Source organism: Nitrobacter sp. TKz-YC01 (genome assembly GCF_047824785.1).
Classification (GTDB): domain Bacteria; phylum Pseudomonadota; class Alphaproteobacteria; order Rhizobiales; family Xanthobacteraceae; genus Nitrobacter.
The window spans coordinates 179,609-200,216 of record NZ_CP181167.1 but is presented as its reverse complement, the minus strand read 5'-3'; the positions used below and the strand labels follow the sequence as shown (position 1 = coordinate 200,216).

The window sequence follows — 20,608 nt, the reverse complement described above, 5'->3', positions numbered from 1 at the left end:
AGTGAGAACTGCGTCGTATTCGAGGGCTCGCGTCGATGCATCCGAGATGAATGCCTTTACTGAGGTGGACCCGCTTGGTGAGACAGTTTGGCGGCCTGGCTAAGGTGGATCGGGTTCGTTTCTACGCCGCCAATTGCTCCGTCATTTCCGCCATAGCATGGACTTCGTCGGGCGTCCTGCCGGCGAAGGTCGAGTGCGGGCGTCGCCGGTTGTAATAGTCTATCCAGGAGCCGATGCCGCAGCGGGCTTGGCTTCCCGTTTCGAATGTGCTGAGGAAGACGCACTCATATTTGAGGCTGCGCCACAGTCGTTCGATGAAGACGTTGTCCATCCAGCGGCCGCGCCCGTCCATGGAGATGCGGATGCCGGCATCCTTCAGCGTCGTCGTGAAGGCGAAGCTAGTGAACTGCGAGCCTTGGTCGGTGTTGAAGATGTCGGGCCTGCCATGGCAGGCGATCGCCTCTTCGAGAGCGGCAACACAGAAGTCGGCATCCATCGTGTTCGACAACCGCCAGGCCAGGACCTTGCGGCTGAACCAGTCCATGATGGCCACGAGGTAAAGGAAGCCGCGCCGCATCGGGATATAGGTCACATCGGCACACCAAACGTGATCCGGCCGCTCGATCGCCAGGTGCCGCAGCAGGTAGGGATAGATGCGATGCTGCGGATGCGGCTCGCTGGTTCTCGGCGCCTGGTAGATCGGCGACAGACCGATCTTGCGCATCAGCCGCCGGACCCGCTTGCGACCCACGCACCAGCCCTGACGCCGCAGATGCCGGGCCATCTGCCGGGAGCCATACCAGGGCGTCTCCATGAAGGCCTCGTCGATGGTGCGCATCAGTTCGAGGTTCTCGGGCGTCTCGCCGGCGGGCTGTCGGTAGAACGACGCCCGCGAGATCGAGACCAGTTCGCACTGGCGGCGGATCGAGAGCCGGTTGTGATCGGGGTCAATCATCATTCTCCTCCGATCCAGGCTCAGCGATCGAAGGCCTTGGCCAAAAAATCCCGCTCAACGACAAGCTGGCCAATCTTGGCGTGCAGCTTGGTCACCTCGGCTTCCCGGCCGACCTGCGCATCAGCAGCCTTGTCGTCGAACGTCTTGGCCAGGTTCTCGATGGCCTGCCGTTTCCACTGCGTAATCTGGTTCGGATGAAGCTGGTGCTTTGTCGCCAGTTCCGAAATCGTCCGCTCGCCACGGATCGCCTCAAGCGCAACCTTGGCCTTGAACTCAGCCGTAAATCGTCTGCGTGTCTTCATACCGGATCGTCCTTTTCATCGGGCGATCCACCTTATGCCCCTGTCTCAGAAACCGGCACCACCTCATACTTCGTCGCTCGCGATTGTTTTTGACGTAATGAGAATATGGCGGAATTTCTCATCAGCCTCAGTCCCAAGCCCTTCGTAGAGTTTCTCCACGAGGCTCATAGAATTGGAGGTGACAAATACCCTTTTCCCATCCGCCACGGCCTGCTTGAGATCTCCCATGAGATGCTCTTTGCTTTGAAATACCTCGACGGGTGATGCAGTCGATCGCTCGTTTAAGATGACGGTGCTTCTCTTGAATTCGGTTTGGTCACGCGGCTGCGCCATTTTTGAAATGGTCTCAAACGAGAGCCAGTCCAAATCCGCATCCAGCACTATCACCCTCTTTGCTTTTTGGAGCAGTTTGCGAAATATCTTGAAGAGCTGGTCGCGGCTGTCCGGTTCGATGGTGTCCGACAAGAAATGGCGTAGAACCTGCTCTGATTCGTCGATGATCACCGTCTGGAAAAACTTTTCTTTGAGCACCGTTTTGTTGGACGCATTCGTCTCTCGCCACGTCAATCGATGAAGACTATCAACGGAGATTCCTAGCTTCTTACCGGTTGGGTTGCCCTCTATCTCGCGATAGAAATCCAGTCCCAACCTTTCACAGGTTTGGCGAATCAGTGCGATACGATGTCCTATGAGGAGAACGCTGCTGTTCCCCAAGGTTTCGATTGAAGTGGGTTCTTCAGCGTCAATTTCTCCGCTGAGCGTCAGAGAAAACTTAGATCGTGTTTTGGATCCGAAGCGCCTGCTCAGTTCTTGTGTTTTTCCAGTTCCTTTAGGGCTCTTTACAAAGATCACCCCATCCGGAAGCGGGTTGGGAAGTTCGACGTAGTCGCGATCGTGCAGGTGAATGTGTGATTGAGCCAGTCCAGGATGGTAGGTGACGCCCTCTGGCGCGAGGAGCTTGGTGAAGGGGCCAAGGTCCGCATTTAATCCAAAATAGCTCTGTGCCTCTCGCACTCGCTGGTCGAAGTCCGAAAAGTCGGGGGGAGTTGACGTTTTGGGCGGCCAGAACGTTTGGGCGCACGTCGAGCAGTGAATTCCCAATGCTCCCGTTTTTGACTCCACGACAAACGCGCTGGCGTTTTGATCGTAATGAAACGGGCAGTGAATTGTGGTCTGGGCTGAAAGCTGTCCGAAGAGCGCGGTCTCCCCATTGTGAAGTCGAATAATCCTGTCAGACGCGATGCTCTGATCAGAGACGGTGGTCGTGTACCCCTTCAGGACCCCATCGCGTTGATCAGCATTAGCACCGTGCGCGATCAGCTCGTCCAAAATGTCGGTTGGGATACCCCGATCATAAACCTCTGGTCGCGATCCTCGGGAACCAAAGAATATGCGGGCGGGGTCCGTAGCTGAGCGGTCGCCTCCCAATTTGAGTGCCAAGCTCCGATAGGCAGCTCGCATCTCTTGTGGTGTCGTGATCGGACGAGGCAGAGCAAACACCAAGCGGAATCGATGATTCTCGGGTGTGTGGCTGGGGGTGGTATAAAAGATCGTCAGGTGATTTTCGATAAAGGGATCGGCTTTTACGTCCTCAATGGTTCTCGAACCATCCATGTCGACTGACAGCAGCTCAAAACAAACAAAATTGGCGGCGTTTCGGTCGCCGGCAAGTTCACAAGTGAAGGCAACGCCCTTGTCGATTTCGAGTGCGAGCTCGGCGGGCGTAAAAGCGCCATTTTCCCAGCCTGTGCGGAACAGGGTTGTGTCGTTGCCTTCGTTTTTGTCGATCAGGCGTCGGTTGATCGACAGGCGGAAGCGTCGTTCTAGGATGCTCTGATCTGGCACGATTCTGGGGAGGCAGGAGGGGATAGAGGGCGGGCTTTTATAGAATCACGAATTTTCTTGTTTTGTTATCCCCTTCGGACCCGGTTAATTGTCTCCACTATTTTGAAGGCGGGCAGGCCGGGAGCGACCTGCACCTGCACGTCGACCGCGCGCGCCTCGATGCCCTCAAACGCGACGGTGGATACCCGCTGAACCATGGCCGCCCCCTATTATGCGGCCGAAGCTAGCTCACAACGCTCCGCCACACAAGAACATTAAGGGAACACGAACTAAAGGTTGTTCAGCCCGAAGCCTATGAGCGCTTGGCCTCGATCCGGTCCCAGACGATCGCGGCGACATCCGGACCGCCGAACCCGGCAACGGCGCGGATTCCCGTCGGCGAGGTGACGTTGATTTCGGTGAGCAGGCCGTCGATGACGTCGATGCCGACAAACAGCAGCCCGCGCTCGCGCAGCGCCGGGCCGATGCGCTTGCAGATCTCGCTCTCGCGGGGGGTAAGATCGGTCGCGCGCGCGGCGCCGCCGCGCACCATGTTGGAGCGCAGATCGTCAGCGGCGGGCACGCGATTGACGGCGCCGGCGAATTCGCCATCGACGAGGATGATGCGCTTGTCGCCCTGACTGACCTCGGGCAGGAAGCGCTGGATCACCCAGGGCTCGCGAAACGTCACCGAGAACATGTCGAACAGCGATCCGAAGTTCATGTCTTGCGGCATGACGCGGAAGACCGCGGCTCCGCCGTGACCATGCAGCGGCTTCATGACCACCGCGCCATGCTCGGCACGAAACGAATTGATCTCGTCGAGGTCGCGCGAGATCAAAGTCGGCGGCATCAGGTCGGGGAAATCCATCACGAACAGCTTTTCCGGCGCATTGCGGACGCTCGCGGGGTCGTTGACCACCAGCGTTTTCGGATGAATGCGCTCGAGCAGGTGAGTTGTCGTGATGTAGGCGAGATCGAACGGCGGATCCTGCCGCAGCAATACGACGTCAAAGGATTCCAGGCAGGCGCGCGCTGCATCCCCAAGCGTGAAATGATCGCCGTGATGGTCGCGCACGGTCAGCGGCTGAACCGGCGCAACCACGTCCTTGCCGCGAAGCGATAGCTTGTCCGGCGTGTAGTACGAGACTTCGTGACCGCGCCGCTGGGCCTCCAGCAGGAGCGCAAAGGTCGAATCGCCGCGAATGTTGATGCGCGCGATCGGATCCATCTGGACGGCGACTTTCAGTTTCATCGTGTGCTGGTCCGGTTGAATTCGTCTATGGCACCTGCATGCGCGCCCCGAGGCTAAGTGCTGGCGTCGAATGCACCTAGCAGATGGCGCGGCAGACGTCGCGGTGCAATCAGCATGGCGTCGAAGCGAAACTCGAAGGTCTCATGTTCGGGGTGCGCCATCAACCAGGCCTGGGCCGCGTTGATAATCCGCTGCTGCTGTTTCCGCGTCACCGCATAGGCGGCGTCATCAAGGCTGCGGCGGGCCTTGACTTCGACGAAGGCGAGAAGCTGTCGCCGGCGGGCAACGATATCGATCTCGCCGTGGGGCGTGCGAAACCGGCGCGCCAGAATCCGGTAGCCTTTTGCGATCAGATAGGCGGCGGCGCGTCTTTCTGCTGAGAGACCGGTGTGAAACGCCGCGACGCGGCCGGGCGACGCGGCCTCGGGGTCGTTGCGGAAGGAATCGTTACCTGCGGCCATTGTCGTCACTGTCTCTCATCTGTCCGGCGAGCTCAAGCGCACGGGCGTAGACCTGGCGTCGGGGGCGACCCGAGATTTCGACCGCGCGAGCCACGCTGTCCTTGACGCTGCCTTCCTTCAACAGGGTCAGCAACAGTTCGTCCACATCGCCGGAGGACAGCATGCCTGCATCCGCCGCCGGTGGCCCGACCACCAGGACGAATTCGCCCCGCGTTTCCAGCGTTGCGGCAGTCTCCGCAAGCTCCGAGAGGGTTGCGCGGCGGATATCTTCGTGCAGCTTGGTCAGTTCGCGGCAGACTGCCGCGCTGCGATTTCCGAGGACGGTTGCGAGATCGGGCAAGGTTCTGCGGATGCGGCTGCCGGATTCGAACATCACAAGGGTGGCGTCGATCGTCGCGAGTTCGGCAAGGCGCGTGCGGCGCGCGGTCTCCTTCGCCGGCAGAAACCCCTCGAAGAAGAACCGGTCCGTCGGCAGCGCTGCAACGGACAGCGCCGCCAGCACCGAAGACGCCCCCGGAAGCGCGATCACCTGATGACCAGCGGCACACACGTCACGCACCAACTTGAAGCCCGGGTCGGAAATCAATGGCGTGCCGGCATCGCAGACCAGCGCGATGGAGGCGCCTTGCGCCAGCTGCGCCAGAATCTTCGGCCGCGCGGTCGCGGCATTATGTTCGTGGTAGGGTTTGAGCGCGGCCTTGATCCCGTAACGTTCGGTGAGGCGGCGGGTGATGCGGGTGTCTTCGCAAGCGATGAGGTCGACGCCCGCGAGCGTTTCAAGAGCCCGCAAGGTGATGTCTCCGAGATGGCCGATCGGCGTTGCGACCAGATGGAGACCGGGCGCGGCCGCCGGGGCAGCCAGTTGGTGACCCGCTACGGAGAAAGTTCGGGTCCGGGGAGTTTCGATGTCCGATTTCGAAGAGGCGGATCGTGCGCGCATACCACGGCATTCTATAGCGTTTTTGAAAAGAGCGCCCACCGCAAAAATAAATGGAACCAGGGAGAGAGCTAAAGCGTTTTGTCCGGATTGTTTGTGACCCCGGTATGCGGCGTCATCGGGGTTACCCGCCCAGACGGCTACCCAACAACCTGTTCCATTAATGCCAGAGAAGGAAAGTGTCAGTTCCGGAGCGTTCCTCGCCGGAGGCGGGGAAATGGGCGATTTGACGCGCCGCTTCGATTGGGGCTCCACACCCGTCGGTCCCCCCGATGCATGGCCGCAAAGCCTGCGCACGGCGGTCCGGATCGTGCTGAACACCAACCACCCGATGCTTATCTGGTGGGGGACCGACCTGATCCAGTTCTACAACGATGCCTACCGGCAAACCCTCGGACCGGAGCGGCATCCCCGTGCGCTCGGCCAGAAGGGCAGGGAGTGCTGGAGCGAGATCTGGGACATCATCGGTCCCCAGATCGAGCACGTCATCGCCGGACGCGGGGCGACCTGGCATGAGGAGCAGCTCGTTCCGGTCACGCGTAACGGAAGACTTGAGCAGGTCTATTGGACCTATGGCTTCAGCCCCATCGATGACGATGAAGGTGTCGGGGGTGTGCTCGTGGTATGCCGCGATGTCACGCGTGAACACCTCGCCAGGCTGGCCTTGCAGGAGCGGGAGACCGAGCTCGCGCGCGTGCAGGCGATCGGGCGGATCGGCGGCCTCGAGGTCGATCTGCGCACCGGCCATCGCAGTCGCAAGTCACCCGAATACCTGAAAATACACGGCCTTCCGTCCGAAGCCGTCCACGAAAGCCGGGAGGACTGGCTTCGCCGCGTTCATCCCGACGATCGCGCGGTCGCCGAGGGGCAGTTCGTCGATGCGGTGCGGGGCGGCGATCGCGAGTACGCGGTACGCTACCGTATCATCCGGCCGAACGACGGCGAGACGCGCTGGATTTCCGCCCGATCGGTGATCGAGCGCGATGCGGGCGGGAAAGCGATCCGTCTGTTCGGCGCCCACATCGACATCACCGATCAGGTCGAGGCGGAACGCTCGATCCGCCAGCGCGAACAGGAATTTCGCACCCTGGCAGAAGCGCTGCCGCATCACGTCTGGACCACCACATCCGACGGTTCGTTCAACTGGTTCAATCGGCGCTTCTACGACTATGTCGGCGCAAGGCCGGGCGAACTCAGCGGCAAGGACTGGAGCAAGATCGTCCATCCGGACGACGCCTCGGCCGCAGGCGAGGCACGGATTCGCGCGGTGACGAGCGGTGAGCCCTATGAGATCGAATTCCGGCTGCGGAGGTTTGACGGCATCTATCACTGGTTTCTGTCCCGCGCGGTGCCGGCGCGCGATGAAGACGGTCGCATCACCCGCTGGATCGGCACCAACACCAACGTCCACGATCAGAAGCGGATCGCGGCAAAGCTCGCCGAGCTGAACGCGACGCTCGCCGAGCGCGTCGAGGAGAAAACCCGCGAGCGCGACCGGATCTGGAATGTGTCCCGGGACTTGCTGCTGGTCATGGACCAGCACGGCGTCTGGCGCTCCGTCAATCCCGCCTGGACCAGGACGCTCGGCTGGAGCGAGGCCGAGCTGACGGAGAGAACCGCAGAATGGATCGAGCATCCCGAAGACATCGTCAAGACCCGGGTTGAGGTCCGCCGTCTCGCTCGCGGCAAAGCCACGGTTCGATTCGAAAACCGGCTTCGCCACAAGGACGGCTCCTACCGGTGGCTATCCTGGACCGCGGTTCCGGACCAGAACCTGATTTACGCCGTGGCGCGCGACGTCACTGCGGAGAAGGTGGCCGCCGAGCGGTTGAGGGCAGCCGAAGAGGCGCTGCGTCAGTCGCAGAAGATGGAAGCCGTCGGCCAGTTGACCGGCGGCATCGCCCACGACTTCAACAACCTGCTCACCGGCATCGTCGGCTCGCTGGATCTGTTGCAGACGCACATCAAGCAGGGGCGAACCGATCGCGCGGACCGATACATCGAAGCCGCAATGGCCTCCGCCAATCGGGCCGCGGCGCTGACGCACCGCCTGCTGGCGTTCGCCCGCAGACAGCCCCTGGTGCCGAAGCCGGTCGACGCCAACCAGCTCATCCTCTCGCTCGAAGACCTGCTGCGCAGGACGATCGGCGAGACCATCGAGCTGAAAATCGCTCCATCGAAACTGCTCTGGCCGACGCTGTGCGATCCCAATCAGCTCGAAAGCGCGCTGCTCAATCTCGCCATCAACGCACGGGACGCCATGCCGGGTGGCGGCAGGCTCACGATCGCCACGGCGAACGTGAGCATCGACGCCGCCGGGTCGGGCTCCTCCGCGAGGCAGCCGGGCGACTATATCTGCATCACCGTCGCCGACACCGGAACAGGCATGACCGCCGATGTCGCCGCGCGCGCTTTCGATCCCTTTTTCACCACCAAACCGATCGGCCACGGCACCGGCCTCGGCCTGTCGATGATCTACGGATTCGCGCGGCAATCGAACGGCCACATCGCGCTCGACACCGCGCCGGGACGGGGCACGTCGATCAGCCTGTCTCTGCCGCGCCACGACAGCATGGCCGAGGCCGATCAAGCCTCTCCCGCAGGCAGGATCACCGCGACGGGGGGGACCGTGCTGGTGGTCGAGGACGAGCCCGTCGTACGCGGCATCATCGTCGAGATGCTGCACGATCAGGGTTACGTGACGCGCGAAGCCGCGGACGGCGCGGAAGGCCTGCGGATCCTGCAACTGGACAAGCCTGTCGATCTCCTGCTCACCGACATCGGGCTTCCCGGCATGAATGGGCGCCAGCTCGCAGATCAGGCGCGGGAACTCCGGCCGGATCTGAAAATCCTCTTCATGACCGGCTATGCGGACAACGCCGCAAACGCCAAGGGCTTCCTTCAGCCCGGCATGGACATGATCACCAAGCCGTTCGATCTCGGCCATCTGTCACGACGTGTCCGCGACATCATTTCCCACTAGAGCACTATCCCTTCTGATAGAATCAGAAGCGAAGCTCTATGATATTGCTTTGACGCGTTTTCTTCACGCGAACCGGATTCCATCCTCGGGTCAAGCCCGAGGACATGCTTCGCTCGAAAACGCTATAATAGCTGGCCCGCAAAGTGTATCGGCACCCTCCTTAATTAACCGCGAAGATCGACAGCGTGCGCGCAGGCCGCGACGGGTCGAGACAGGCGGTCGAGTCAGTCACATGCATTTCCGGTCAAGAACGGATTGCTCGCGCGCTCGTGGCCGATGGTCGATCCCGGTCCATGTCCGCAGATGAAAGCGACGTCATCCCCAAGCGGCAGCAGTTTCTCGGTGATCGACTTGATCAGGATGGCGCGGTTGCCACCGGGCAAGTCGGTGCGGCCGACGGAACCGTTGAACAACACGTCGCCGACATGTGCAAAACCGATCTCGGCGTTAAAGAAAACCACGCTTCCCGGCGAATGGCCGGGGCAATGAAGAACGTCGAACGCCAGTTGGCCAAGCTCGACCCGGTCGCCTTCATCGAGCCAGCGGTCGGGGACAAAATCGCGCATGCCGGTCATGCCGTAGTGCCGTCCGCTTTCGACGACATGGTCGAGCAGGAACTTGTCAGCGACATGCGGACCCAGGATGGGAACCTTCAACGCGTCGCGCAACTCCGCGGCGCCGCCCACATGATCAATATGGCCGTGCGTAAGCCAGATCCGTCCGACGGTTACGCCGGCCTCTTTAATGGCGGCCCTGACGAGCGGAATATCGCCTCCGGGATCGATGACCACCCCGTCCCTGGTGGCCTCGCACCACAGCAGCGTGCAGTTCTGTCGGAACGGCGTCACCGGAATGATTGTGGCGCCGGCTTTGGCCCTGGTCTGGTCTTCGCTCGTCATACCCGCACAATGCCGATTTTTAAGGCAACGCCAAGTGATTTGCGCGGCATGGCCGGTTCGGCCCCGAAAGGCTCAAACACGGCGCAAGCGGCCAAATTCGCGGCTGGTCCCGGCATGGGATGGGGCGTAGCCTGCGTCTTCAGTTTTATAATATGGTGGCGAATCACGGAATCGGACATACCGAGTCCAGTCGCATGGAAACCAACGCCGCTCACATCGCTCTTGTGGTCCCGCCGGATCGCCGCCAGTCAGCGACCGCGCTGGCCATCGCGCGCGGAACCGCAAGACTATTACGATCGCTTGGGTTCGCCTGCCTCAGCGAGCTGTCGCTGCCGTCCGGACGCCGTGCCGATCTGGTCGCCGTCAACGCGCGCGGCGAGATCTGGATCGTCGAGATCAAATCCTCGGCCGAGGATCTGCGTGCAGACAGGAAGTGGCAGGACTATCGGGCGCATTGCGATCGGCTGTTCTTCGCCTTCACGCGCGACCTGCCGTGCGATATTTTTCCCGGCGATGCCGGGCTGATCGTTGCCGACGCCTATGGCGCCTGCCTGCACTGCGAAGCGCCGGAGCATCGGCTGCCGGCCCCGACGCGCAAGGCAATGATGCTGCGCTTCGGGATGGCGGCGGCGCAGCGTCTCAATCGCCTCGCCGATCCGCAGGGTTATGCCGACGGTGAATTTTAGAGCTTGATCCCGAAACGTGGAAACCGGTTTTCGGACAAGATATGCTCAGTCGAAAGAATAACGGGGTTTAATTCAACGCGGTTGAACCACACCCGACCTTCAGCTTTCGATGGAATCATATCTCAATCTCAGCGAGGCGCGCGTTTCGCCAGAATGCGTTGCAGCGTGCGGCGGTGCATGTTGAGCCGCCGGGCTGTTTCCGACACATTGCGATTGCACATCTCATAAATGCGCTGAATGTGTTCCCAGCGCACGCGATCGGCCGACATCGGATTCGGCGGGACCTCGGACTTCGCCGTACCGCTGGCGAGTAGCGCCGCGACCACGTCGTCGGCATCGGCGGGCTTGGACAGGTAATCGATCGCGCCCAGCTTCACGGCCGTCACAGCAGTCGCGATGTTGCCGTAACCGGTCAGCACGATCGCCCTCGCATCGGGACGCTCGCGTTTGAGCGCGGATACGACGTCGAGGCCGTTGCCATCGCCCAGCCGCAGGTCGACCACGGCGAAAGCCGGCGCGGACTTTCCGATATGCGCAAGGCCGTCGGAGACACTGTCGCATGGGGTCACATTGAAGCCCCGCGTTTCCATCGCGCGCGACAGACGCTCCAGAAACGGCTTGTCATCCTCGACGATCAGCAGCGAGCGGTCGGCTTGCGGGGAGACGTCGGGGGTGGCGTTCACGGGGATACCTCGCGCTTGGTTTGGTCTGAAATCATATGGTCGCAAAACCGCGCACCGCAAGCAATTGTTGCCAAGGTTGCGGAGCGTGATAACTATCCTGTTGTCTCCACAATCGTTTTGGCTGTTTCAAAGCGGATGCGCGGCCACACGATCCTGACCACCGCGCCGTGATCGGGAAACGTCCGGTTCTTGAAGGATACCCTGGCCCCGGTTCGCTCCAGCAAGGTTCGGGCGATAAAAATTCCAAGACCCAACCCTGTGCGTCCGCTCTGTGCATCGCCGACGTTGCGACGACGCGACAGGTAAGGCTCGCCGATTCTCTTGAGAATGTCGGGAACGATGCCCGGTCCGTCGTCGGCAATGACGATCTCGACGCTGTCCCTGCTCCACCAGGCATTCACTTCAACCGCGCTGCGGGCGAAATCGACGGCGTTCTCAAGAATGTTACCGACGCCGTAGAGGATCGCGGGGTTGCGTATGCCGACCGGTTCATGGTCGCCCGCGGCCTCGATCCGGGTTTTGATGTCGATGCCGAAGTCGCGATGCGGCGCAACGGTTTCCTCAATCAGGGTGGACAGCGGCATACGGTCGAAGGGGGCTCCGGATGACGACAGATGCGCGATCTTGGCGAGGATGTCGCGGCAGCGCTGCGCTTGCTCCCGCACGATCCTGAGATCACCAGCCAGCCGCTGGGGCTCCTGCGCGCCATTTTCCTGCAGAGCTTTTTCCAGTTCCCGCGAAATCAGAAAAATCGTTGAAAGCGGCGTTCCGAGTTCGTGGGCGGCCGCCGCGGCAAGGCCGTCGATCTGGGTCAGGTGCTGTTCGCGGGTCAGAACCAGTTCGGTCGCGGCGAGAGCGTCGGACAGTTTGCGCGCCTGCTCCGTCACCTGGAACGTGTAGAGGCTGGTGACACCGATCGCGAGCACGATCGATAGCCAGACCCCTATGAGATAGATCGGCGGCAGAACGAGCGGATTGGATGCATCCCACGGCAGTGGCAAATGCGTGAAGCCCAGAACCGTCGCGCAGGCGACCGCGAAGCCCCCGAGCGCCATCGTCATTCGCGTCGGCAAGGCGGTGGCCGAGATCAACACCGGCGCGAGGAACAGGTACGAGAACGGATTCTGCAAGCCACCGGTGAAGAACAGCAGGGCGGCCAGTTCAGCAATGTTCAGCGCAAGCAGCGCCGCGGCATAACGCGGCTCCAGCCGCTGCATCGGATTGAAACTGACTTGCAAAGCCAGATTGAGCGCCGACGACAACCCGACGATCACGACACATGTAACGATCGGCAGGTCGAACTGGAGGCCCTGGGCGACGACGAAGATCGCCGCGAGTTGCCCCAACGCCGCAAGCCAGCGCAGCCGCAGAATCGTATCCAGACGGACGTAGCGGCGAGGATGACGGAAATCGGAGGCGGCGACGTCGGGCATTCGTGACGACTATAGCGTTTTCGAGCGAAGTGGATACGGGTCCGCTTGAAGAAAACGCGCCAGACCAAAAATCCGGAGCTTCGCTTCCGATTCGATCAGAAGCGGGTCCATAACCGGGCCCCGGTCAGCATCGTCCGACGCCGGGAGCCGTTTCGCTTTCGCGATCATGCCCTGACCCTGCGTCGCAAGCGCACGTAAAGCGCGCCCTCACCGCCATGGCCGAGATGCGCCTCGTCGAAACCGACAACCAGCGAGCGAAATTCGGGGAGAGCCAGCCATTGCGGCACCTGCCGCCGCAGAACGCCTCGCTCGGACTCCGCCCCCCTCGCGCGGCCCTTGCCGGTAATCACAAGCACGAAGGTGAGGCCGTCGCCCGACGCATCCTGCAGAAACCGCAGCAGGGCTCGATATGCCCGTGTCTGCGTCATCCCATGCAGGTCGATCCGTGCATCGATGTCTTTCCGCCCGCGGGACAGTCGCGATCGCTCGCGGCGGGTGAGCGGCGCCGGCGGGGGGTTATTAAGGCCGGAGTCTTTATGTTTTGACGCGCTGTCTTCACGCGAGAACGCCATAGCCGTTTTTCCGGTCGAGTCAGCTTCGGACCAGGCCGTGGACTTTGCGATGCCCGCGGATTTCACCTCAAGCCCGGGTTGAAACGGACCGGGCGGAGATCGTTTGCGCAACGGCTTGGCCTGCCCCGCGACGCTTTCCCACAACCGGCGTTCCTCCTCCGTAAGGACGCGCTGGCGGCCCGGCCGCGCGGATGCGTCGGGCGAGAAACGTTTCATCGCGCCCGGCGATACCAACGGCGGCGATGATGGCTACGATATCGCGGCTTATGCGCGGATCTGACCTCAGGCCGCGCCGATGGCAGCGGAGCGGCTTCCGATGACGCGGCTTTCGCGGCCGGCCCGGGAGCGGCGGCACCGGCCTGCTCTTTCGCGGGGGTTGAAGCGCCCCCGGCGGCCGGCGGGGTGCTGGCAGGCTTCTGATCGCTCGGTGGAAACAGCTTTGCGATCCTTGCCGAAGGTCGTGTTTCCGGAAGCGGCATGGTTCTGGCGTGAGCTAGCGGATCAAGGCTGTTCGGGACAAGCATGACGAAGTGCATGTTGTGGCGCAGACGGCCTGAAACCCGCCCCGCCTCCGAACCCGCGCCGAAGTAAAGGTCCGCGCGGGCCGGACCAACAATGGCGGAGCCAGTATCCTGCGCGATCATCAATCGATGGAACGGCGTTTTCGCCTGGGCGGATTCGATCGGCAGTTCGCCTTCGATAAAGAAAGGCGTGCCGTAAACATGCAGCGATTTGTCGACCGCGATCGACCTGCCCGGCGTCAACGGCAGACCCTGTGCTCCGATGGCCTCGTCATTGTCCGAGAGTTTCACCTCGCGAAAGAACACGTAGGAACGATTCTGCCGGCGCAATTCGTTCGCGCCATCGGGGTTGTCGGCCATCCATTGCCTGATGCGCTGCATCGACATCTGATCTTTCGGAATGATGCCGCGTTCGATCAGGATGCGGCCGACCGCGGTATAGGGATATCCGTTATAGGAATCATAGTTGATGCGTATGGTCGAGCCGTCCTCGAGACGAACCCGCGCCGAACCCTGGATCTGCGTGAAGAGCAAATCGGTCTGGCTCTTGAGCCAGCAGATTTCGAGGCCGCGGCCTTCGATCGCGCCGTCCTCGATTTCCGCGCGATCGTAGTAGGGAACCAGTTTTCTGCGGCCGATCTTGCGATACACCGGGCCGCTGTTAGGCAGGCTCGGCGCGCTCTGCGAAAATCCCCGGACGAAAAGGTTCGACGGGCGGCGGTAGACCGGCACGGTGTAGGCATCGGTCCTGGCACGCGATCCGTCGATGATCGGCTCGTAATAGCCGGTGACGAAGCCGTCCGTTTCGCCGAGACGTGAAATGCGCACCGCCCGGAAATGGTCCTCGAAGAAAGCCCTCGCTTTGGCATTGTCCGAGATATTCATCGACTTCGCGACGCGGCACGGCTCCCGCAAGGATGCGCCGAGCGCCTTGTGGCTGACGGCCGAGACACGCCGCACGGCTACGGCACGGCAACTGGCGCGAAAAGCCCTGAATGCGTCGAGGTGATTGTCGGTGTTCCAGCCGGCGATATCAGCAAAGGCCACCGGCGAATACTGGGCGCCGGGAATCTCGAGCGGCCCGACGGAACGATCACCGCTGCCATGCGCCTGAACGGTGACAGGCGCAATCGCGGCGGCGATGCATAATCCGACCGCGAACCTTCCGACCCGATAAAGCTCAGCTGGCGCTTCCGGTGCCAACCAGTTTCCAGTTCGGGTCGCGCGAGGATATATCGCGGGCAAACGTCCAAACATCGGTAATATCGGAAATCTTCTCGGGGTTTCCGTCGACGATGGCTCCGGTCTTGTCGCGGGTGACGGAAATCATCTGCGAAATGAAGCGGACCGTCAGATGCTCGGCACCTTCGCGCACCTCCGCGCCGATCAGCTCGACTTTATCGATCGAGACAAATCGTGTTTCCGTTTTCTGCTCGAGCCTCTCTCGATCCTTGATGGCGGCATCAAAGCTTTCGAAAACATCCGACGACAGCAGATCCTTCAACGTCCGGCGATCTCCGTTGGCGAACGCCAGTACGATCATCTCGTAGGCGCTCCGCGCGCCACTCAGGAAATGCGCGGGATCGAACGAGGAATCCTGCGCCGCAATAGCGTCGAGCCCCAAAGCGAGAGGCGTGCCGGGGTCTGCCAGACTCTTCCAGCGGTCGGCGGCGCCCCCCACATCCGCGGTGGGCGCAGCCGATGATTGGTTGATCACGGTTCCCGGAACCGGGACCACGTTATTGTCCTGGGCGCCGCCCAGAACCTCGCGCGTGGCACGGTCATAAGGCGGACGCTCACTTCCGGTCCGCTGCCCGAGAACGCTGCGCAGACGCAGGAAAATAAAGACCGCCAGCGCGAGGAAAATGATGGTGTAAATGTCCACGTCGTCTTCACTTTCTGATCGGTCCGTTTCTGATCGGTCCAGGTCACGACCGGCGAACAAACGTCCAGATGAGGGCAGGATCGCATGGCCGCATCATTAATTTAAGTACGAAACCCCGTCCGGCCAAGGGCGCATTCTAGCATAACGAGGGGATCAGCGAGGACTCCTTTGACTTGCAAAGCAGGCCGAACATAGCGCGTTTCCGGTCAAAGGGGAAATTCGGATTCCCGAAGATAAAGTGCGCTCCCTCAACGGGTTGACCCCAGGGGCGAGGCGAAGCTTGCTAGGAGCCCGACGGTCGGTCGGGTTCACCGACGCCGTCCTTGTGGACAGCGGCAGGCTTATGATAGCCACTCGCCCCGATACGGCACTTCGCCGTTCAAGCAGGCACGGCAGGCCGGCTTGAAGTTTCAGGAGAGAAATCCATGACCAACGGCAACGGCACGCCACCCGAGACAGCTCCTTCACCCCAGTTGAACGTGCTGGCCCAGTACACCAAGGATTTCTCTTTCGAGAATCCCAACTCGCCAGCCTCTCTCGCCCCTCAGCAACAACCTCCCTCGATCAACGTTCAGATTAATGTCGGCGCCAGCAATGTGGCGGAGAATGACTTCGAGGTGGTGCTCAAGGTCGAAGGCAAGGCTGAACATGCCGGAAAGCTGATGTTCAGTTTCGAGCTGGCCTATGCGGGCGTGTTCCGGATCGTCAACGTTCCCCAGGAGAACCTTCACCCGCTGGTCATGATCGAGTGTCCGCGGCTGCTGTTCCCCTTTGCCCGCGAAATCGTCGCCACGGCCGTTCGTGACGGGGGATTCCCGCCATTGATGCTGGACCCCATCGATTTCGTAAGCCTGTATCGACAGAACATGGAACGTCAGGCCGCGGCGCAACAACAGCAGCAACCAAGCTGATCCAGCGCGGCTCTCTAGAGCATGTTCGCTTCTGATTAAATCAGAAGCGAGGCTCTATGATTTTGATTTGACGCGTTTTCTTCACGCGAACCGGTGTCCACTTCGCTCGAAAAAGCTCTAGCATGATCCGATCAAGTTGAATCGGACCATGCTCTATGGGCCGGTTCTCGGTTTCACGGATTCCTGATCCAGAAATTCCGTCCAGATCACCTTCTCGCCGAGCGTGGCGATGAACTCCCGATGCGCGATACGGTCGGCCTCGGTGACGCGTGAAGCCAGCGGCACCGTTCGCTGACGTCTTGGTAGTTCCAACGATCCGCCGCGCTGGCGGGGCGCGGTTTCAACCAGGATCAACTGCGACTGCCGCGCACCGATCAGATCGATATAGACTTCCGCAAGAAGCTCGGCGTCCAGCAATGCGCCATGCTTGGTCCGGCGGCTGTTGTCGATGGCATAGCGCGAGCACAGATCGTCGAGCCGGTTCGAGACGCCGGGATGCTTCCGGCGCGCCAGCAATAGCGTATCCACCAGCCGATCGCGGCCGATCGCCTGCCTCTTGAGGCGTTCAAGCTCGGCATTGATGAAGCTGATATCGAACGATGCGTTGTGAATGACCAAAGGCGCATCGGCGATAAATTCCAGAAACTCATCGACGACGTGCGCGAACAGCGGTTTGTCGGCGAGGAATTCGCTCGACAGGCCATGGACCGCGTATGCTTCCTGCGGCATATCACGCTCCGGATTGATGTAGCGGTGGAAGGTTTGTCCCGTCGGCATGCGGTTGAAGATCTCGACGCAGCCGATCTCGACAAGGCGATCGCCTCGCAGCGGATCCAGGCCGGTGGTTTCAGTATCGAGAACGATTTCGCGCATCAAGTTCCGTGAGGTTGCAGCGTTTTCGGACGAAGTGGGATCCGGTTCGCGTGAAGACAACGCGTCAAATTTAGAATGCCGGAGCCCGCCGTGCTTCGATAAGAGCCGTACTTCCGTAAGGAGCGGAAACGCCCCTGCGAATCAGGACCGCCGTCGCGGCATCCTAGCAGCTGCTGCCAGAATTTCGCGGATTTGCGCGCGCACATCGTCGAGACCGTGCGAGGTATCCACTACGAAATCCGCCCGCTTGCGCTTTTCGGCGTCCGGCAGCTGCCGGGCCTGGATCGCCTTCAGCTTTTCGCTTGTCATGTTGCCGCGGGCCAGAATGCGCTCACGCTGAACCTCAGGCGTCGTCGTGACGACGACCACCGCATCGACAGACCCCTCGCCGCCGGTTTCGAACAGCAGCGGCACATCGACCACCGCCACCGCAGCACCTGACCGCTCGGCCTGCTCGAGAAACGCCTGCCGGTAGTTGAACAGCAGAGGATGTACGATCTGCTCCAGCCGCTTCATGGCCGCGGCATCATGCACGACCTTTGCCGACAATTTCTCACGGTCGACCTTGCCGTTGACGGTCGTTCCTGGAAACGCGGCCTCAACCAAATCAGCCGCCTCTCCTTCATAAATGGCGTGAACGGTCGCGTCCGCGTCGTAAACCGGGATTCCCGCTTCCGAAAATAGTCGGGCGGTGGTCGATTTTCCCATTCCGATCGAGCCGGTCAGCCCAAGCACCAGCATATTCGAACGTCCGCCGTCACAGCGATAGCAACCCTTGGGAACGCAGATAAGCAAGCAACGGCAATAGCGGCAAGCCCAGGATAGTGAAATGATCTCCCTCGATCCGGCTGAACAGATGGATGCCGAGCCCTTCGAGCTGATAAGCGCCGACACTGGCTGAGGCCGCATCGCCGGCCGCGTCCAGATACACCCTGATCGTGTCCTCGCTCAGTTCCCGCATCATCATGCGCGCGACCGAGACATTTTCAAACAGCAGACGACCGTCGCGCACGATCGCGACACCGGCATGCAACGCATGGGTGCGACCTGACAGCGCTCGCAGATGTGCGCCGGCCTCCGCGCGGCCGGCCGGTTTGTTCAACAGATGGCCATCGCATTCGAGCGTCTGATCCGCGCCGATCACGTAGCGTCCGGGCGATCGCGATGAAACCTCGCGCGCTTTTTCACAGGCCAGGCGGGCCGCGATCTCACCGGCGGCCGTGAGGCCGGAACTTCGCTGAACCGACCGCTCGTCGATCGCGGCCGGCATTGTCTCGAATGGCAGACCCGCATTGGCGAGCAATAATTGTCGGACCCGGCTTTGCGACGCCAGCACCAACGGTTCGGATTCGCGCCATACCGCCATTGCCGTCTAATCCGGCCGCCGCTGCCGGCGCCTGTCGGCGAACAGCTTCATGATCGCCGCAGCCGTCTCCTCGATCGACCGGCGCGTGACATCCAGTTGGGCCCAGTCGTGCTTCACGCTCAGGCGGCGAGCATGGATCACCTCCTCCGCAACGGACTGGCGATCGATATAGCTTTCATTGCCGGGTCCCGATCCGATGCTCAGCAACCGGTTCTGCCTGACCTGAATCAGGCGCTCGGGCGCTGCGTGAAGACTGACCACCAATGGATTCTTCAACGATTCCAGTTGAGGTGGAATCGGGATGCCCGGCACCAGCGGAACATTTGCCGTGCGGACGCCGCGGTTGGCAAGGTAGAACGAGGTGGGCGTTTTAGATGTGCGCGATACGCCGACCAGAACGACGTCCGCCTCCTCCAGGCCTTCGACGTGCTGCCCGTCGTCATGCATCATCGTATAGTTCAGCGCGTCGATACGCTTGAAATATTCCGCGTTCAGCGTGTGCTGGGCGCCAACGCGGCCGGTGGTGTCAGCGCCAAGATAGGCCTGAAACAACTGCATGACCGGGCCGATGATCGAAAGGCTCGGGCAGTTGATCTGCTGGCACCTGGCCTCGAGCCGGACCGCGAGATCCTTTTCAAGCAGCGTGAACAGGACGATTCCCGGCGCTTCCTCGATTTCCGCCAGAACGCGGTCGAGTTGCTTCTGGCTGCGAACCAAAGGGTAGACATGCTCAATGGGCGTGACGCCGGCATACTGAGCCGTCACCGCACGTGACACGGTGATCAGCGTCTCGCCGGTCGAATCAGACACAAGATGAAGATGAAAATCGCGGCCGGTCACGGGCGCCATCAGCCTTGCATACCCTGTGCATCATTGTGGAGACCTGGCCGCAGTTTCAACTGTCCTGCGACAGCCGCGGGATAACCTTGATTCTTCTTCACAAAGTCTCCTCGACGGGAAAACTCTCAACCGTCTTCAGAAATAGCGGGATCGTGTGGACTTGTCTCTTGATAACCCACGCGCGAGTGCGGGTTAAGTCCATGGTTCTATGACAGTCTTTCAATCGAAAGTGACGGCTTTGGATTCCGCTGCCAATGTGGGCAAGGTGCGGAAAAAACCGGGATGGCGTTGCGTTCCCTCAATTCACCGTCACTTAGACTCAAACTGAAGAATTTTAAGAGTTTCTTTAGAAAGAGTTGCTTGCAGATATCGTTCCGTTTCTGGCAGGTATCGAGCGCTCCTGCAGGTCGCAAGGCCGAATTCCCCTGAACGAGACGATCGATGTACGAGTGGATCAAAGCCTTTCATGTGATTGCGATCATTTCCTGGATGGCGGGAATGCTCTATCTGCCGCGGCTGTTTGTTTATCACTGCGATGCCGAGATCGGCTCGAAACAGTCTGAGACCTTCAAGATCATGGAGCGGAGGCTGTTCAAGGCCATCATCAATCCCGCGATGATGATAGCCTGGGGACTCGGGCTTTATATGATGTGGGAGCGGCAGTGGTATGCAGTCGGCTGGTTCCAGGGCAAGCTGGCGCTCGTCATCCTGATGTCCGCCGTTCACGGCTATTTCGCACGCCGCGTTCGTGATTTCGCCGCCGACCGCAACGTGATGAGTCAGAAATTCTATCGTATTATCAATGAGGTCGTGACGGCCCTCATGATAGGCATCGTCATTCTCGTTATCGTCAAGCCATCCTAGAGCATTATTGTTCTGATTGAATCAGAAGCGAAGCTCTATGATATTGATTTGACGCGTTTTATTGACGCGAACCAGATTCCACTTCGCTCGAAAACGCTAGAAGGCCGGGAAACTTTCGTCAAAAATGGTCTGCCAGCATCTCCTTGCGCGGAGGCGTTCAATTTTCTATATTGTGAACATTCCCACCCTATGCAGGCGGATGTGGCCGCGTTCCGGTTTCTGAATCGAGCCGGCCGCCACGTCAGGTTTGAAGCCTTTCGGTGACCTTCCTCGCTTGATGTTTTTTCCGGTACGGGCAGGACCGCGGTCTTTCCTTTCGGTCGTCGTCCGCATCTTCCCGAAACCACCTGGCCATCCT

19 protein-coding genes and 1 pseudogene are annotated in these 20,608 nt (G+C 60.8%); 4 read left to right on the top strand and 16 right to left on the bottom strand.

What is annotated here, in order from left to right; all coding sequences use genetic code 11:
* Window positions 1-121: 121 nt before the first annotated feature.
* The 6 genes and pseudogenes from ACMYR2_RS00940 to rsmI form a co-directional block, all read right to left on the bottom strand.
* Window positions 122-1,257, bottom strand: a protein-coding gene (locus ACMYR2_RS00940) for an IS3 family transposase (protein ID WP_416192834.1) whose coding sequence is annotated in 2 segments (ribosomal slippage) — window positions 122-987 and window positions 987-1,257 — 1,137 coding nt in all. Because the reading frame shifts where the segments join, the coding sequence is not laid out codon by codon here.
* Window positions 1,258-1,320: 63 nt separating this feature from the next.
* Window positions 1,321-3,102 carry a hypothetical protein gene (locus tag ACMYR2_RS00935; RefSeq protein ID WP_416193499.1) on the bottom strand — a complete coding sequence of 594 codons (1,782 nt, stop codon included), beginning with the start codon at window positions 3,100-3,102 and terminating at the stop codon, window positions 1,321-1,323.
* Between the two features lie 95 nt (window positions 3,103-3,197).
* Window positions 3,198-3,299, bottom strand: a pseudogene (locus tag ACMYR2_RS00930) (ATP-binding protein); the annotation flags it as partial.
* A gap of 95 nt (window positions 3,300-3,394) precedes the next feature.
* Window positions 3,395-4,336 carry a glutathione synthase gene (gshB, locus tag ACMYR2_RS00925; protein ID WP_347263961.1) on the bottom strand — a complete coding sequence of 314 codons (942 nt, stop codon included), beginning with the start codon at window positions 4,334-4,336 and terminating at the stop codon, window positions 3,395-3,397.
* 53 nt (window positions 4,337-4,389) lie between these two features.
* Window positions 4,390-4,797 carry a YraN family protein gene (locus ACMYR2_RS00920; RefSeq protein ID WP_347263962.1) on the bottom strand — a complete coding sequence of 136 codons (408 nt, stop codon included), beginning with the start codon at window positions 4,795-4,797 and terminating at the stop codon, window positions 4,390-4,392.
* Window positions 4,784-5,737, bottom strand: a complete 954-nt coding sequence (rsmI, locus tag ACMYR2_RS00915) for a 16S rRNA (cytidine(1402)-2'-O)-methyltransferase (protein WP_347263963.1) — start codon at window positions 5,735-5,737, stop codon at window positions 4,784-4,786. The genes ACMYR2_RS00920 and rsmI overlap by 14 nt, the downstream gene beginning before the upstream one ends.
* 160 nt (window positions 5,738-5,897) lie before the next feature.
* On the opposite strand from rsmI, the gene ACMYR2_RS00910 reads away from it, so the two are divergent.
* Window positions 5,898-8,717, top strand: a complete 2,820-nt coding sequence (locus ACMYR2_RS00910) for a hybrid sensor histidine kinase/response regulator (protein WP_347263964.1) — start codon at window positions 5,898-5,900, stop codon at window positions 8,715-8,717.
* Window positions 8,718-8,941: 224 nt separating this feature from the next.
* Here ACMYR2_RS00910 and ACMYR2_RS00905 read toward each other — a convergent pair whose 3' ends face one another.
* Window positions 8,942-9,616, bottom strand: a complete 675-nt coding sequence (locus tag ACMYR2_RS00905) for an MBL fold metallo-hydrolase (RefSeq protein WP_347263965.1) — start codon at window positions 9,614-9,616, stop codon at window positions 8,942-8,944.
* A 194-nt stretch (window positions 9,617-9,810) separates the two neighbouring features.
* On the opposite strand from ACMYR2_RS00905, the gene ACMYR2_RS00900 reads away from it, so the two are divergent.
* A complete protein-coding gene (locus ACMYR2_RS00900; RefSeq protein ID WP_347263966.1) occupies window positions 9,811-10,302 on the top strand; it encodes an MmcB family DNA repair protein in 492 nt (163 codons plus the stop codon).
* 128 nt (window positions 10,303-10,430) lie between these two features.
* Here ACMYR2_RS00900 and ACMYR2_RS00895 read toward each other — a convergent pair whose 3' ends face one another.
* The 5 genes from ACMYR2_RS00895 to ACMYR2_RS00875 form a co-directional block, all read right to left on the bottom strand.
* Window positions 10,431-10,985 carry an ActR/PrrA/RegA family redox response regulator transcription factor gene (locus ACMYR2_RS00895; protein ID WP_011313448.1) on the bottom strand — a complete coding sequence of 185 codons (555 nt, stop codon included), beginning with the start codon at window positions 10,983-10,985 and terminating at the stop codon, window positions 10,431-10,433.
* Window positions 10,986-11,077: 92 nt separating this feature from the next.
* Entirely contained in the window at window positions 11,078-12,418 is a 1,341-nt protein-coding gene (locus ACMYR2_RS00890) for an ActS/PrrB/RegB family redox-sensitive histidine kinase (protein WP_347263967.1), read from the bottom strand.
* Between the two features lie 164 nt (window positions 12,419-12,582).
* On the bottom strand, window positions 12,583-13,206 hold the full coding sequence (locus tag ACMYR2_RS00885; RefSeq protein WP_347263968.1) for a Smr/MutS family protein: 624 nt from the start codon (window positions 13,204-13,206) through the stop codon (window positions 12,583-12,585).
* Window positions 13,203-14,714 (bottom strand): murein transglycosylase A, encoded by a 1,512-nt coding sequence (locus ACMYR2_RS00880; protein ID WP_347263969.1) that lies wholly within the window; start codon window positions 14,712-14,714, stop codon window positions 13,203-13,205. Before ACMYR2_RS00880 ends, ACMYR2_RS00885 begins: the two co-directional genes overlap by 4 nt.
* Window positions 14,692-15,396, bottom strand: coding sequence for a Tim44/TimA family putative adaptor protein (locus tag ACMYR2_RS00875; RefSeq protein WP_347263970.1), 705 nt, complete (start codon window positions 15,394-15,396; stop codon window positions 14,692-14,694). The genes ACMYR2_RS00880 and ACMYR2_RS00875 overlap by 23 nt, the downstream gene beginning before the upstream one ends.
* A gap of 425 nt (window positions 15,397-15,821) precedes the next feature.
* Here ACMYR2_RS00875 and secB point away from each other — a divergent pair, with 425 nt between their 5' ends.
* Window positions 15,822-16,307: a protein-export chaperone SecB gene (gene secB / locus ACMYR2_RS00870; RefSeq protein ID WP_347263972.1), complete on the top strand. Its 486-nt coding sequence runs from the start codon at window positions 15,822-15,824 to the stop codon at window positions 16,305-16,307.
* A 153-nt stretch (window positions 16,308-16,460) separates the two neighbouring features.
* Here the strand turns inward: secB and dnaQ are convergent, their stop codons facing one another.
* The 4 genes from dnaQ to ACMYR2_RS00850 form a co-directional block, all read right to left on the bottom strand.
* On the bottom strand, window positions 16,461-17,180 hold the full coding sequence (gene dnaQ, locus ACMYR2_RS00865) for a DNA polymerase III subunit epsilon (RefSeq protein ID WP_416193498.1): 720 nt from the start codon (window positions 17,178-17,180) through the stop codon (window positions 16,461-16,463).
* A gap of 141 nt (window positions 17,181-17,321) precedes the next feature.
* Window positions 17,322-17,921, bottom strand: coding sequence for a dephospho-CoA kinase (coaE, locus tag ACMYR2_RS00860; protein ID WP_347263974.1), 600 nt, complete (start codon window positions 17,919-17,921; stop codon window positions 17,322-17,324).
* A 16-nt stretch (window positions 17,922-17,937) separates the two neighbouring features.
* Complete coding sequence (locus tag ACMYR2_RS00855; protein WP_347263975.1) at window positions 17,938-18,546, bottom strand: Maf family protein; 609 nt, start codon at window positions 18,544-18,546, stop codon at window positions 17,938-17,940.
* A 6-nt stretch (window positions 18,547-18,552) separates the two neighbouring features.
* The gene (locus ACMYR2_RS00850; RefSeq protein ID WP_347263976.1) at window positions 18,553-19,395 is read right to left on the bottom strand and encodes a pyruvate, water dikinase regulatory protein; all 843 of its coding nucleotides are present in this window, start codon (window positions 19,393-19,395) and stop codon (window positions 18,553-18,555) included.
* 432 nt (window positions 19,396-19,827) lie between these two features.
* On the opposite strand from ACMYR2_RS00850, the gene hemJ reads away from it, so the two are divergent.
* Window positions 19,828-20,250 carry a protoporphyrinogen oxidase HemJ gene (hemJ, locus tag ACMYR2_RS00845; RefSeq protein WP_347263977.1) on the top strand — a complete coding sequence of 141 codons (423 nt, stop codon included), beginning with the start codon at window positions 19,828-19,830 and terminating at the stop codon, window positions 20,248-20,250.
* The last annotated feature ends 358 nt before the right edge of the window (window positions 20,251-20,608 follow it).

What these genes read in the sequence shown, in the direction of transcription:
- gshB (WP_347263961.1), bottom strand. Translation starts at nt 4,336, where the DNA reads ATGAAACTGAAAGTCGCCGTCCAGATGGATCCGATCGCGCGCATCAAC.
- ACMYR2_RS00920 (WP_347263962.1), bottom strand. Translation starts at nt 4,797, where the DNA reads ATGGCCGCAGGTAACGATTCCTTCCGCAACGACCCCGAGGCCGCGTCG.
- rsmI (WP_347263963.1), bottom strand. Translation starts at nt 5,737, where the DNA reads ATGCGCGCACGATCCGCCTCTTCGAAATCGGACATCGAAACTCCCCGG.
- ACMYR2_RS00910 (WP_347263964.1), top strand. Translation starts at nt 5,898, where the DNA reads ATGCCAGAGAAGGAAAGTGTCAGTTCCGGAGCGTTCCTCGCCGGAGGC.
- ACMYR2_RS00905 (WP_347263965.1), bottom strand. Translation starts at nt 9,616, where the DNA reads ATGACGAGCGAAGACCAGACCAGGGCCAAAGCCGGCGCCACAATCATT.
- ACMYR2_RS00900 (WP_347263966.1), top strand. Translation starts at nt 9,811, where the DNA reads ATGGAAACCAACGCCGCTCACATCGCTCTTGTGGTCCCGCCGGATCGC.
- ACMYR2_RS00890 (WP_347263967.1), bottom strand. Translation starts at nt 12,418, where the DNA reads ATGCCCGACGTCGCCGCCTCCGATTTCCGTCATCCTCGCCGCTACGTC.
- ACMYR2_RS00885 (WP_347263968.1), bottom strand. Translation starts at nt 13,206, where the DNA reads ATGAAACGTTTCTCGCCCGACGCATCCGCGCGGCCGGGCCGCCAGCGC.
- secB (WP_347263972.1), top strand. Translation starts at nt 15,822, where the DNA reads ATGACCAACGGCAACGGCACGCCACCCGAGACAGCTCCTTCACCCCAG.
- dnaQ (WP_416193498.1), bottom strand. Translation starts at nt 17,180, where the DNA reads ATGCGCGAAATCGTTCTCGATACTGAAACCACCGGCCTGGATCCGCTG.
- coaE (WP_347263974.1), bottom strand. Translation starts at nt 17,921, where the DNA reads ATGCTGGTGCTTGGGCTGACCGGCTCGATCGGAATGGGAAAATCGACC.
- ACMYR2_RS00855 (WP_347263975.1), bottom strand. Translation starts at nt 18,546, where the DNA reads ATGGCGGTATGGCGCGAATCCGAACCGTTGGTGCTGGCGTCGCAAAGC.
- ACMYR2_RS00850 (WP_347263976.1), bottom strand. Translation starts at nt 19,395, where the DNA reads ATGGCGCCCGTGACCGGCCGCGATTTTCATCTTCATCTTGTGTCTGAT.
- hemJ (WP_347263977.1), top strand. Translation starts at nt 19,828, where the DNA reads ATGTACGAGTGGATCAAAGCCTTTCATGTGATTGCGATCATTTCCTGG.